Here is a 14,216-nt window from a genome sequence, read left to right on the forward strand (position 1 = left end):
CCGCGCGGCCCGGTCCCCCGGGCGGTCATGCCTGGTCCGTCGGCCGCTCGGGGCCGGACGCGACGGTGGTGGCCGGGTACCTCTCCTCGATCAGCTCGTGGAGGAAGGAGCCCCAGTGGATGCCGGGGCACGCGAAGAAGTCACGGCTGTTGATCTCCAGGCCCAGATCGTCCCGGCAGCGGCTGATCAGCTCCATCACCATGAGGCTGTCCAGGCCCATGTCCGCGAGCCGGGTGTCCTCCGTGAGGGTGTCCAGCTCCAGGCGCAGGATCTCGGAGAGCTGGACGCGGATGTACTCGTTGAGCTCGGCAAGGCGTTCGGTGCGGCTCAGGCCGAGCAACCGGGCCGTCAGCGCCCCCAGTTCGGCGCTCTGCGGCTGGTCCGCGGCAGGCGCGCTACGGATCTCGCTGAGGATGGGTCGCTCCCGCCGCGCCTCCATCAGGTCGCGGAACAGGGCCCAGTCCGCCGAGCACACCGTACGGTGGGCGACCGAGTCGACCACGGCCTCGCCGAGCAGCTCCAGGGCGTGGTCGGGGTTGAGCTGGTGCAGCCCGATGGAGCGCAGGAACGCCATCACCGAGTCGTCCGCCAGCCCCGACCGGGCCGCCCACGGTCCCCAGCTGACCGTCGTGGCCGCCAGGCCCTTCAACTGCCGGTGGTACGCGAAGGAGTCCAGGAAGGCGTTGGCCGCCGAGTAGCCCGCCAAGTGCTGCGAGCCCCAGACCGAGGCGATCGAGGAGAAGGAGACGAACAGGTCCAGGTCCTGGTCGACGGTGGCGTTGTGCAGTGCCCAGGTGCCGTCCACCTTCGCGTGCAGGCAGCGGTCGTACGTCTGAGGGTCGCTCTCCCGCAGGAACTGTGGCTCCGAGAGGCCCGCCGCGTGCACCACACCGCGCAACGGCCGCCCGGACAGCCCCAGTTGGTCGGTCAGCGAACGCAGCGCCGTCTCGTCGGCGGTGTCCAGCGCCACCACCCGTACGTCGGCGCCCTGGGCCTCGATCCGGCGCACCCCGGCGATCCTGGCGGCGGTGGTGTCGTCGTGCGGCTCGTCCCAGACGGAGCGGTCGGGCAGCCCCGTACGGCCGGCCAGGACGACGGTGCCCGCGCCGTTGCGGGCGAGCCACTCGCCGATCAAGAGGCCGAGGCTGCCGAGACCACCGGTGACGAGGTAGCTTCCGAGGTCGCTCAGGTGCGGTGCCGGACGCTCCGCGGACTCGTCGCCGGAACCGGCCGCCACCAGCCGGGGCACCAGGACGGTGCCGCCGCGCCGGGCCGTCAGGTCCTCGGCGCTCGGGGCCGCGAGCAGGTCGGCGATCCGCTCCGCCTCGTCCGGCTCGCCCGCCGGATCCAGGTCGAGGAGGCCGCCCCACAGCTCGGGGTGCTCGAGGGCGGCCACCTTGCCCAGGCCCCACAACGGCGCGGCGGGCAGGCAGATCTCGCTCTGCTCGGGCCCGGTCCACTGGGCGCCGCGGGTCACCACCCACAGCTGGGTGGCGGCCTCCTCGACGGCCAGCTGCCGGGTGGCGGCCAGGAAGACGTGCTCCGCCTCGGCCCTGGCCTGCCCCACGGACTCGGCGTCGTACCCGGCCACCGGCAGGTCCAGGCCGCTCAGCAGCACGAGATGTCCGTACGGCCGGTCCGCGTCGAGGGCGCGCAGGACCGCCTCCGAGGACGGCTCGGCCTGCGTCACCACCGCACCGCGCAGCGTCAGTTGCTTGGACACGGCCTCCAGGAGCCCCGTGTCCGCGCCGCCCGAGCCGACCAGCAGCACCCGCTCGTCGCGCAGGCTCCGCTCGCCGAACGCATCCGGGTCGGCCGGACGCCAGACCTGCTCCCACACGGTCTCCGCCCGCGCGCTGCGCGGGATCTCCTGTGCGGGCTGGGTCGACGACCGCAGATGGACGTCCCGCATCATGATCAGCACGCTGCCGTCGGAGCCGAGGATCTCCAGGCCGCCCCGGAGTTCGCCGTCCTCCTCGGCCGGGTCCAGCCACCCGTGGATGTAGCGGCGGGTGCCCTCGGGCACCGCCGTGGGCACGGGTGCCCCACCGGCCCGCGGGGCCTTCTCCGACTGGCGCAGCAGTCCGAGCGTCAGGTCCAGCAGGGCGCCCCGGGGCAGCTCCTCCGCGGCGCGGTTGACCTCGGCAAGCACCTCGCCCGGCCCCTGGTAGACCTCGTTGAGGACCGGCTCGGCCCAGCCGGGCACCACGATGTCGGCCGGGTCGACCGGCACGCACCGGGCACGTACGGCATCGAGGTCGCCGTCGGCGCGCCGGGTGTCCGTGGGGCGGCGCACCAGGACACCACGCGCGTGCAGCCGCCAGCTGCCGCTCTCGGCGGAGTCGACTCCGTGCCGGGAGAAGCAGAGGAACAGCGATCGGCCCTCGTCGTCCTGGGGCAGTACATAGACCCGTATCTGCGCGGGCCGGTGCTCGGGATCGAGGAGCAGCGGCTCGCCCACCACGAAGCGGTCCACGAGCCGGGGCTGCGCGCCGGGCAGTTTCGCGGCGCCCGCCAGCGCCCAGTTGCAGAAGCCGCCCGCCGACACGGACCGGCGGCCGTCCGGGCCCGTCTGCATGAACACCTCGGACAGCTCGTCGAGCCCGGGCGAGAAGGTGGGCGCGCCGGACAGCAGATGGCCCTCGAAGAGCGCCCCTGGGGCATCGTCGGCCGCGTACTCGGGGGTGCCGCCCTGCGCGTCGTCGTTGAACCAGTACCGCTCGCGCTGCCAGGGGTAGCTGGGCAGCGAGGTCGGCCGCGGCTTCTCGTCGCGGTGCACCGCGGTCCAGTCGACCGGTACGCCGCGGTGGTGCAGCGCGCCCAGGGCCTGGCCCACGATGTGGGTGTCCTCGCGGTCGCGGCGCAGCGACGGGATCCAGCCGACGCCGTCCTCGGGAAGGCAGCGGGCGCCGAGCCCGAGGAGCACCGGAGCCGGGCCGAGCTCCAGGAAGGTGCGGCACCCCGTCTCGTACAGCGTGGTGACGCCGGCGTAGAAGCGCACCGGCGCGAGCACGTGCTCGGACCAGTAGGCGGGACGCAGCTGTTCGGGCCCCCACTCGCGGCCGGTGACGTTGGAGATGATCGGGTACCTGGGCTGATGGAACGTCAGAGTCTCGGTGACCTCGCGGAATTCGTCGATCATCGGGGCCATCAGCGGTGAGTGGAAGGCGTGCGAGACGACGAGCCCGCGGTGCTTGACGCCGCGTCCGGCCAGTACGTCGACGACCTTCGCGACCTCGTCCTCGGGACCCGAAAGGACCACGTCCGTCGGCCCGTTGACCGCCGCGACCGCCACCCGCGGCACCGGACCGGCCTCGGCGATCGCCGCCCGGACGGTCTCCTCGTCGCAGACCAGGGTCTCCATGACACCGCCCGCCGGCAGCGCCTCCATCAGCCGGGCACGCGCCGTGACCAGCTTGGCGGCGTCGTCGAGGGAATGCACACCGGCGACGCAGGCGGCGGTGATCTCGCCCAGGCTGTGCCCGATCAGCGCGGTCGGCCGGATGCCCCAGGACTCCCACATCTTCGCCAGCGCGTACTCCACGGCGAACAGGGCGGGCTGGGTGAAGCCCGTACGGTTGATGCGTTCGCCGTCGGACAGGACGGGGCCGAGCGGCTCCTCCAGATAGCGGTCGAGCGCCTCGGCCACCTGGGCGAGCGCGTCCGCGAAGACCGGCTCGGCGGCCGCGAGCGAGGCGGCCATCCCGGCGTACTGCGAGCCCTGGCCGGTGAACAGCCAGCCGAGCCGGCGCGCCTTCGCGCCCGACGGGCCGTGCGTGGTGACCTGGTCGGCGCGCTCACCGGCGGCGAACGCGGCCAGCCCGGCGGCGAGTTGCTCGCGGTCGCCGGTCACACTGAGCCCGTGCTTCATCCGGGCCCGCCCGATGTGCGACGAGTAGCAGATGTCCGACAGGGTGCGTGCGTCCGCCGCCCGCACCCGGCTCTCGTACGTGCCGGCCATCGCACGCAGCGCCTCGGGGCTGTTGGCGCTGAGGGTGAGCAGGCCCACCTCGCGCGGGGTGCCCTCGCGGGGCGCGGGCTGCGGCGCCTCGGCGAGCACGGTGTGCGCGTTGGTGCCACTGGCGCCGAAGCTGCTGACCCCGGCAATCCGGGGTCCGTCCGGCCAGACGGTCTCCTCGGTGGTGACCTTCAAGTTGATGGCGTCCCAAGGGACTTGGGGGTTCGGGCTGTTCAGGTGCAGATGCTTCGGGAGCGAGTCGTGCTGGAGGGCCAGGACGACCTTCAGCAGGCCCGCCGCCCCGGCGGCCGGCTCCAGATGACCGATGTTGGTCTTCACCGAGCCGACGAGCAGCGGTCGTCCGGCCGGTCGCCCGGTGCTGGTGACCGCGTTCAGGGCCTTCAGCTCGATCGGGTCGCCCAGCTGGGTGCCGGTGCCGTGCGCCTCGACATAGGTGAGTTCGGCGGGGGAGACCCCGGCATCCTTGAGCGCGGAGGTGATGACGTTCTGCTGCGCGGCGGGGTTCGGGACCGTCAGCCCGCTGCTGCGCCCGTCGTGCTCCGTCGCGACACCCCGGACCACCGCGAGGACCCGGTCCCCGGCGGCCTCGGCCTCGCCGAGCCGCTTCAGCACGAACAGCGCGCCGCCCTCACCGCGGGCGTAGCCGTCCGCCGAGGCGTCGAACGTCTTGCAGCGTCCGTCGGGCGACAGCGCCCGCAACTTGCTGACCAGGACGAAGCCGTACGGAGAGAGCATCAGGTTCACCCCGCCGACCAGCGCCATGTCGCAGGCACCGGAACGCAGCGACAGAACGGCCTGCTCCAGCGCCACCAGCGAGGAGGAGCACGCCGTGTCGATCACCATGCTGGGGCCCTGGAACCCGAACGTGTACGAGATCCGGCCGGCCAGGAAACTCGGCTCACCGATCAGCTGATAGGCGTCGACGTCTGCCATCGAGCCCTTCTGCTGGCGCATCCGTACGTAGTCGCTCGTACTGGCACCGAGGAAGACGCCGACCCGGCTGCCCTCCAGCTCGCTCGGCGGCAGACAGGCGTTCTCCATGGCCTCCCAGGCCAGTTCGAGCACCAGGCGCTGCTGCGGGTCCATCCCCGCGGCCTCACGCGGCGAGATCCCGAAGACGGTCGGATCGAAGGTGTCCACCGGGCCTTCGAGGAAGTTCCCCGACAGCGTGTACGCGGTGCCCGGATGGTCCGGGTCCGGGTTGTAGAAACCGGCGATGGAGTGCCGCTCCTCGGGGAACTGCGAAGTCGAGTCGCGGCCGTCGGCCAGTGACTGCCAGAACTCCTCGGGCGTGGCGCCGCCCGGCAGCCGGCAGGAGAGACCGATCACTGCCAGGGGCTGTGGCTGTTGGAGCTCCTGGACCCGGGCGCGCAGACTGCGGATCGTGCCGAGGGAGTCTTTGAGCCGGCCGCGGAGGACCTCCTGGCTCGGCTGCCCGGCTTGGCTCTTCGTCATCAGTTCTCCTCAAATCCCAGCGCCCGTGAGTCGGAGATCTCCGCCTCCAACTGGCGTAGCAGTTCGTCGTCGTCGAGGTCGTCCAGGTCGTCGGCGGGCTCGGCCCCGGCCTCGTCGAGTTCGACCGGATCCGCGCCGCCGCCCTCGGAACCGGCGCCCGGATGGCCGAGCTGCTCCAGCAGATGCGCGGTCAGCGCCAGCGCGGTCGGGTGCTCGAAGGCCACCGTCGAGGACAGCTCGGTCTCCAGCTCGCGGGCCAGCCGCAGCCGCAGCGTCAGCGACATGACCGAGTCCATGCCGAGCTCGAAGAAGCCCTGGTCGGCGCGGAGCTCCTCCTCCGACAGGCCGAGCACCCCGGCGACCTGGGCGCACACCCAGTCGAGCATCCGGTCCCGGCGCTGCACCGGGTCCAGCGAGCGCAGCCCGGCCACGAAATCGGTACCGCCGGTCTGCCGCGCCGCCCCCAGGACCGCACGGAACAGCTCCCGGTGCGGGGCGTCGGCGAGCGCGCTCCCGAACAGCTCCCAGTCCACGTCGGCCACGCACGCGTGCACCGTGTGGTCCCAGGCCAGCAGGTCGAGGGCGGTGACCAGGTCCCGCTCCCGCAGCGGGGCGACCCCGCTCGACTTCAGCAGTAAAGTCGTCCGTTCGTCGAGGAGTTGACTGCCTTCGAGCGGCATCAGCTCGATGTGCGTCACCGGCAGCCCGCCCGCCCTGCGCCGCGCCGCCAGCGCCCGCAGCGACCAGTCGGACGGCGCCGCCGCACCCGTGACGGCACCGCCCCAGGTGCCCGGCACCGAACCCAGCAGGACGAAGAGGCGCACCGGATCCTTGGCGGTCAGCCGGTGCAGCAGCTCGGCCGTCTCTGCGCGGTTCCACTCGGCCCGCAGCGCGGCCTCGGTCGTCTCCTCCAACGGGGTCGCCAGCTCCGGAGCCGCCGCGCACACCACGCCCGCGATCCCGGTGTCGGCCCGCAACTCCTCCACCAGCGCGGTCAGTTCGTCCCGCGAGCCCTGGGTGCGTACGGTGCGGACCTCGGCCCCCGCGGCACGCCACTGTGCGACCCGGTCCTCGACGGACAGCCGCTCGGCCTGCTCGGGTTCCGTGTCGGCGAGCAGGATCCGCCGGGCGCCCGCGCCGACCAGCCAGTCCACCACGGGCGGCACCAGGGCGCCGCCCGCGCCGGTCACCAGATGCCAGCGCTCGGCCGACAGCGGCCGCTTCTCGGCCCGGTCCGGCGCGGCGGCGCGCACCAGCGAGCCGACCTGGACCGAGGAGTGCTCCACCCGGATGTGCTCGTCGCCCGGTGCGCACAACAGCCGCGTCACCAGCGTGCGCAGCTCCTCGGCGCTGCCCCGGCTCAGGTCGACATGGCCACCCCAGGCCTCGGGTCGGGTCATCGCCAGGGTGCGGCCGAGCCCGGCGTGGGCCCCCTGGTTGCCGTCGGGGAAGCCCTCGTGGCCGGCCGGCAGCAGGGCGTGCCGGGTGACCAGCCAGAGCCGGGGCGGAGTCCCCTCGGCGTTGGCCAGGGCCGCGGTGAGCGCGGTGGTGACGCGCCGGCCGTCGGGGCGCGAGTCGAGGTCCTCCAGGGGCCACAGGTCGCAGATCCCGGTGGTGCCCTCGTTCGCGTGCACCGCGAGCAGCGTCTCCCACTCCGCCCGGTCCGCCGGGTTCAGGACGAGACCCTCGCCGCCCGGTACGTCCACCGAGCGCACCCGGCGCACCTCGCAGCCCGCGGCCCGCAGTCCGTCGGCCACCGTGCCCGCCAGGTGTTCCGTGTCACCGCACACCAGCCAGCGCGTCGCGGGCGCGACCTGCGCACCGTCCCGGCCGGCCGGGCGCTGGCCCGCGGCGTTCCACTCCATCCGGTACAGCAGGTTCGCCATCCGGTCCCGGTCCGCGTCCGCCGCGGCCGTTTCGGGGCCGGCGGCCAGGCGCAGCCCGGTCAGCTCCACCACGGCACGATGCGCCGCGTCGAGCACGGTCACGTCCGCCTCGGGCTGCCCGTCCGCACCCGCGCGGACCGGCCCCCGGGACACCCGTACGGTGCCCTCGACCGCGGCCCTGACCCGGACCGAGGCGATGGCCGCGGGCAGGGGCTCCGCGTCGGACGGTTCCGCGGCGCCGTCCGCGACCAAGTGCAGTGCCAGCCGCAGCAGATCGGCCGGCAGCCGGTGGCGGGAGGCTCCGTCCGGCAGGACCACGGTGGCGTCCGCACCACCCCGGCCACTGCCGGCCGACCGCACCCCGAGCCCAGGGAAGCGGTCGGCCAGCGTGGCCCGGAGGGGCTCGTCGTCGGCCGGCAGACCGAGGCCGGGAGCGTCCGAGGCAGGCCGGGCCGAGGCATCGGTCGACGCGCTCAGCGCGGGTCCGTGACCGTCCCCGTCCCCGGACAGCGGGCGCAGTACGACCGTGCCCTGCCGGGTGTCGACCACGGCCTGCAGGTCGGCCCGGCCCTCCGCGTCCGCTCGGGGCGCAGTGCCGAACCGTACGTCGTCGAGCGCCGGCGCCGGGGAGCCCGTCGCCGCGGCGCCGGCGAGGGCCGCCTCCAGCAGCGCGGGCGCCGACACCGTCGTCCGGGATCCGTGGCGGCTGATCTGCCAGGGGCTGCGGGTGCCGTCGACCGTCACCGGAAGCAGCGCCGTCCACGCCGCGGTCGTCGGCCGCACCGGCGCGCCGACGAGGGCGCCCGATCCGGTGGCGCGGTCCACGGGCGTGTCCGGCAGCCAGTGCTCCTTGCGCTGCCACGGATAGCCGGGCAGATCGACCACCGCGCGGCCGGGGCCGGCGAAGGCCGCCCAGTCGACCGGGGCGCCCTGTGCGTGCAGCGTGCCGAGGCTCGCGAGCAGCGTGCTCACCTCGTCCTCGTCGCGGACCAGGGAGGGGAGCACCACGGGGCGTTCCACGCCGGTGGCCTGCAGGGACTCCTCGGTGCCGGAGACCAGCACCGGATGCGGGGACACTTCGACGAACACCCGGTCCTGCGGGTCCTCGACCGCGCTCACCGCGTCCTGGAAGAGCACGGTGTTGCGCAGATTGCGGCCCCAGTACGCGGCGGTGAGCGCGGAGCCCGCCACCTCGCCGCCCTCCACGGAGGAGTACAGCGGGATCCGGGCCTCGGACGGCACCAGGTGCGCCAGGCCGGACACCAGCCGCTCCCGCAGCGGTTCCATCAGTGGCGAGTGCGGCGCCACCGGCACCTTGACCCGGCGGACGAACACATTCGCCTCGGTCAGCTCCTCGGCGAGCTCCTCCAGGGCGTCCACGTCACCGGCGACGACCGTCGTGCGCGGGCCGTTGATCGTGGCGATGCCCAACGTGTCCTCGTACAGGACCAGATATGGCGCCAGCTCCTCGCGGGGCAGCCCGACGACGATCGAACCGCCGGTGCCGACCAGCGTGTCGAGCAGCCGCGAGCGCAGGCACAGGATCTCCGCGGCCTGCGCCAGGGTCAGCGCCCCGGCGGCCCAGGCGGCGGCGACCTCACCCATGCTGTGCCCGACGACCGCCTCGGGTACCACACCCCAGCTGCGCCACAGCTCGACCAGGCCGACCTGCACCATGAAGATCAGTTCCTGCGGGATGCCCTCGTCGAACGGGCGGCTGTCCGGCTCACCGCGCAGCGAGGCCAGCGGGGACCAGGCGATCCACTTCCGCATCTCCTCCTCGCAGGCCAGCACCGCGTCCCGGAACACCGGCTCGCTCCCGAGGAGTTGCCGTCCCATGCCGGCCCACTGGGAGCCGAACCCGGAGAAGACGAAGACACAGGAGCGCTCCAACTCCGCCGTCCCGGTGAGGACCTGGGAATGCTCCTCGCCCTTGGCCAGGGCGCGCAGGGCGGAGCGGACGCCGACGACGTCCCGGCCGACCACGACGGCCCGGTGGTCGAGATGGCTGCGGCGCGCGGACGCCGTGTACGCCAGATCGGCCAGGGTCCTCGCGTCTCCCGACTCCAGCAGCGCGAGGTACTGCCTGGCGGCATCGGGCAGCGCCGACTCCTGCGCGGCGGACAGCGGCAGCGCGAAGCGGGCCGGCGGCTCGCCGCCCGTCTCCTCGGCAGCCGGGGCTTCGGCCACCAGGATGTGCGCGTTGGTGCCGGTGAAGCCGAAGGAACTGACGCCCGCGATCCGGCGCCGCCCGCCCTCGGGCCATCGCTCCGCGCCCGTCGCGATCTCCAAGCCCAGCTGTTCCCAGGCGACTTGGCGGGTCGGCGTGGTGGTCACGCCGATGTGCGGGGCGATCCGCCCGTAATGCACCGACAGGACCGCCTTGATGAGCCCGGCCATTCCGGCCGAGGCCTCCAGATGCCCGATGTTGGGCTTGGCGGAGCCGACCAGGAGCGGTGCGCCGTCGGCTCCTCGGGGGCGCAACGCCTGTGCGAGCGCGCGCAGTTCGATGGGGTCGCCGAGCGGGGTGCCGGTGCCGTGCGCCTCGGCGTAACCCACGTCGCGGCCGCTCAACCCGGCCTGCTCCAGGGCCTGTTCGATCAGTGCCCGTTGCGCGGTGCCGTTCGGCACGGTGAGACCGCTGCTGGCGCCGTCCTGGTTCACCGCGCTGCCGGGCAGCACCGCGTAGATCCGGTCACCGTCGGCGAGCGCGGTCGACAGCCGCTTCAGCACGACCGCTCCGGAGCCCTCGCCGCGCAGATAGCCGTCGGCCGCCTCGTCGAACGTACGGCAGTGGCCGCTGGGGGAGAGGGCGCCGCCGGCCGAGACCGCGACCGGGATCACCGGGCTGAGGATCACGTTGACACCGCCGGCCACCGCGAGGTCGCTCTCGCCCTGGCGCAGGCTCTGCAGGGCCAGGTGCACGGCGGTCAGCGAGGACGAGCAGGCGGTGTCCACGGCCATGCTGGGCCCGGTCAGCCCCAGGAAGTAGGAGAGCCGTCCGGACGCCCCGGCGAAGGAGTTGCCGGTGCCGTAGTAGAGGTCCACGTCCTGGAGATGGCTGCCGATGTGCTGGGCGTGGTCCGAGCTGTTCATGCCGACGAAGACGCCGGTCGCGGAGCCGCGCAGCCGGTCCCGGGTCGCCCCGGCGTCCTCCAGGGCCTCGTAGGCGACTTCGAGGAAGAGCCGGTGCTGCGGGTCGAGGCTGCGGGCCTCACGGGGCGAGATGCGGAAGAACGCCGCGTCGAATCCGTGTACGTCGTCGAGGTAGCCGCCCCGTAGCGAGGTCATCGTGCCGGGCGTCCACGGTCCGTCGGACAGGAACGCCTGGCCGTCCCAGCGGTCCGAGGGCACGTCGCGGATGACTTCGCGGCCGTCGAGCAGAAGCTGCCAGTAGTCCCGCACGGAGGGGCTGCCCGGGAAGCGACAGCTCATGCCGACCACGACGATCGGGTCGTCGGCGTGGGCCTTCGCGGGGGCGGCTTCCACCGCGGGAGCCGGTTCCGCGGTGGGCGCCTGCGGTGTCTTCTTCGCGAGCAGCTGCGGCAGCAGATGGTCGACCAGTTCGTCCAGGCAGGGGCGTTCGAAGGGGGTGGACAGGGGGATGTCGAGACCGAGCCGCAGTCCGAGGCGGTCCACGAACTCCACGATGCTCAGCGAGTCCAGACCGAGGTCGGCGAAGCCGCGCCGGGGCGGGATGCGCCGCCCCGGATCCTGGCCGAGGATCTCCGCCAGCGTCTCGGACGTCAGCCGCATCAGGGACCGGCGCTCGCGGTCGGTGCTCGCCGCGTCGGCCGCGTCGGCGGTGCTGGGACCTGCGGCGGTGGTGCCGGAGGTGTCCGGGGGCTCCGTCGTATGCGCGGAGGTTCCGGTCCCGTCCGCCACCGCTCCCGCCGGGGGATGGTACGGGGCGGTGGCGGACGAGTCGGCTTCCCGGCCGGCCCCCAGGGGGGGTGGGGCCATGACCGGGGCGGCACCGCCGGAGCCGAGCGGCTCCGGCGGAGTCGTGGGCGCGCCGGTGGGCGTGCCGGTCAGTTCGAGCTGCTGGGCGGGCCCGAGGGGCTTGCCCGACGGGTCGAGCAGCTGCACGGCGAGCCGGGCGGGCGCGACCTGCGCGCCCGGCACCGCGCCCGGGGCGTACTGCGTACCGGGTGTGACCTCGGGCAGCCAGAACGACTCGTGCTGCCACGGGTGCCGGGGCAGCTCCGTGAGCCGGCCCGGGACCAGATCGGCCCAGCGGACCTCGGCGCCCGCGCAGTGCAGTTCGGCGAGCGAGGAGAGCAGCGTCGCGGGCCCGTCGGTGTCCCGGCGCAGCGATCCGACCGCGACGCCCTGGCGCCGCAGCGCCTTGAGGGCATCGGTCAGCGGGCGTACGAGGGTGGGGTGCGGGCCGATCTCGATGAAGTCGGCGCCCATGTCCTGCAGCAGGCCTCGCACGGCGGGCCAGAAGCCGACGGGCCGCAGCACGTTGGCGGCCCAGTACGCCGCGTCCAGCGTGGCCGGCGGCTCCTCGGGCCAGACGGTCGACACGAACGCCTCGGGCCGGGCCACCGCCGCCAAGTCGCGCAGTTCCGCGCGGAGTTCCTCGGCGAAGGGGGCCATCGCCGGGCTGTGGAACGCGTAGTCGCCGGGTACGAACCGCGCGGTGACGGACCGCTCGCGCAGCAGCGAGGCGATCGCGGTCAGGTCGTCCTCGGAGCCGGCGAGCACGGTCGAGGTGGGCCCGTTGACCGTGGCGACCGTGACGGCACGCCCGGTGCCGGCAGCGGCCTCGACCGCCTCTTCCTCGGAGAGTGCCACCGCGAGCATCCGCCCAGTGCCCGCGGCGGCGGCCATGATGCGCCCGCGCCGCACGGCGAGGTCGAGCGCCGCGGGCAGGTCGAGGGCGCCGGTGAAACAGGCGGCGGAGATCTCCCCGAGGCTGTGCCCGACGACCTTGGAGGGCTCCACGCCACGGGAGCGCCACACCTCGGCGACTGCCAACTGCAGTGCGACAACGGCAGGTTGAGCCAGCTCGGTGGCGGCGAGATCACTGTCGGCGAGCAGCTCGCGCAGACCGGGCAGGCCCGCCTCGCGCAGCACCGCGTCACTGGCCTCCAGACAGGCCGCGGCGACCGGCTCGCGGTCCCACAGGTCCAGGCCCATGCCACGCCACTGCGAGCCCTGCCCGGAGAAGACGAAGACGGTCCGGTGGCGCCGCCGGGGCTCGGCGGTGCCGGTGACGGTGCGCTCGTCGGGGTTGCCCTCGGCGAGTTCGAGCAGTGAGGCGCGCAGTTCCTCGGCGTCGGCGCCGATCACGGTGGCACGCGCCTCGTGGTGGGTGCGCCGTACCGCCGCGGTGTGCAGGACGTCGGCCAGCGGCCGCTCCCCGTCGAGGGTGCCGGCCAGGTCGCGCGCGCGTTCCTGGAGGGCGGCCTCCGTGGAGCCGGAGAGCAGCAGCACCCGCGGGGCGTCCGCCTCGGGCGCACGCGCTGCGGGCGTCTGCTCGGGGGGCGCGGACAGCAGCAGATGGGCGTTGGTACCGCTGAGGCCGAAGGCGCTCACGCCGAAGAGGGTGTCCGCGGTCGCTTCCAGCGGCCTGGCCTCGGCCGAGACGCTCAGCGGTCCGTCGGTCCAGGGGATGGCGGGGTTGGGCGTACCGAGGTGCAGCTGCGGCGGGACGACCCGGTGCCGTGCGGTCAGCACGGTCTTGATCAGAGCGGCGACACCGGCGGCCGCGTCCGTGTGCCCGAAGTTGGCCTTGTGCGAGCCGATGTGCAGCTTGCGCCCGGGGTCACGGCCGGGGCCGAACACCTCCGACAGCGCGAAGGCCTCGATCGGGTCGCCGAGCGGCGTACCGGTGCCGTGCGTCTCGACGAACGCGACCTCGTCCGGGGTGGCGTCCGCGCGCTGCAGGGCCTCCCGCAACAGGGCTTCCTGCGCCGAGGCGTTGGGGACGGTCAGGCCCGCGCTGCGGCCGTCGTGGTTGAAGGCGCTGCCCCGGATCACCGCGAGCACCTGGTCGCCGTCGGCGAGCGCGTCGTCGAGCCGCTTCAGTACGACGACACCGCAGCCCTCGCCGCGCACGATGCCGTCCGCGTCGGCGGCGAACGGCTTGCACCGCCCGGTGGGCGACAGGGCCTGCACCTTGCTCATGAAGATGGACAGTTCGGGTGCGGCGAGGACGTTGACGCCGCCCGCGAGCGCGGTGTCGGCCTCGCCACTGGCCAGCGCGCGGCAGGCCAGGTGCACGGCCACCAGGGACGAGGAGCACGCGGTGTTCACGGCGAGTGCGGGCCCGTGCAGCCCCAGAGTGTAGGCGACCCGGCCGGGCGCGAAGCTGAACTCCTTGCCGCTCGCGTAGTACGGGTCGATGCCCTTCACCCCGCGCGTCTTGGAGTGCAGCAGCGTGTAGTCCATGCCGAGCATGCCGAAGAACACGCCGGTGCGGGAGCCCGCGAGCTGGGGCTTGGTGAGCCCGGCGTGCTCCAGGGCCTCCCAGGAGACTTCGAGCAGGAGCCGCTGTTGCGGATCCATCTCGCGTGCCTCGCGGAACGAGATGCCGAAGAAGTCGGCGTCGAACCGGTCCAGCCCGGGCAGCACTCCCGCATAACGGCAGTACCCGGTGCCGGGTGCGGCCCCGTCCTCACTGATGTACTCGGGGCCCCAGCGCTCCGGGGGGATCTCTCCGATCACGTCGACGCCGTCGCGCAGGACGTGCCAGAAGGACGCGGGATCGACCACCCCGCCCGGATAACGGCACCCGATGCCGACAAGGGCTATGGCCGGATCGGTGGTGATTCCGTTGCGGGCGGGCATGGATCCCCCTCCAGGAGTGCGACAGACGGATGGTGCGGACGGACCTCCGGGTCCGGGTGGCGGGAGGGGCGTCCACGCCACCCGGGTCGTGCCCGGCA

At 73.8% G+C, this 14,216-nt stretch carries 2 protein-coding genes; both read right to left on the reverse strand.

The genetic code is table 11. From position 1 onward, the window contains the following. Positions 1-25 precede the first annotated feature (25 nt). Positions 26-5,434 (reverse strand): SDR family NAD(P)-dependent oxidoreductase, encoded by a 5,409-nt coding sequence (locus OG390_RS41275; protein WP_406175118.1) that lies wholly within the window; start codon positions 5,432-5,434, stop codon positions 26-28. Beyond that, the gene (locus OG390_RS41280; protein WP_406175120.1) at positions 5,434-14,118 is read right to left on the reverse strand and encodes a beta-ketoacyl synthase N-terminal-like domain-containing protein; all 8,685 of its coding nucleotides are present in this window, start codon (positions 14,116-14,118) and stop codon (positions 5,434-5,436) included. The genes OG390_RS41275 and OG390_RS41280 overlap by 1 nt, the downstream gene beginning before the upstream one ends. Positions 14,119-14,216 lie beyond the last annotated feature (98 nt).

It is taken from the genome of Streptomyces sp. NBC_00996 (assembly GCF_045162675.1).
Taxonomy (GTDB): Bacteria; Actinomycetota; Actinomycetes; order Streptomycetales; family Streptomycetaceae; genus Streptomyces.

Bases quoted from the DNA above. Each gene is read 5' to 3' on its own strand.
- OG390_RS41275 (WP_406175118.1), bottom strand. From the start codon at position 5,434: ATGACGAAGAGCCAAGCCGGGCAGCCGAGCCAGGAGGTCCTCCGCGGC.
- OG390_RS41280 (WP_406175120.1), bottom strand. From the start codon at position 14,118: ATGCCCGCCCGCAACGGAATCACCACCGATCCGGCCATAGCCCTTGTC.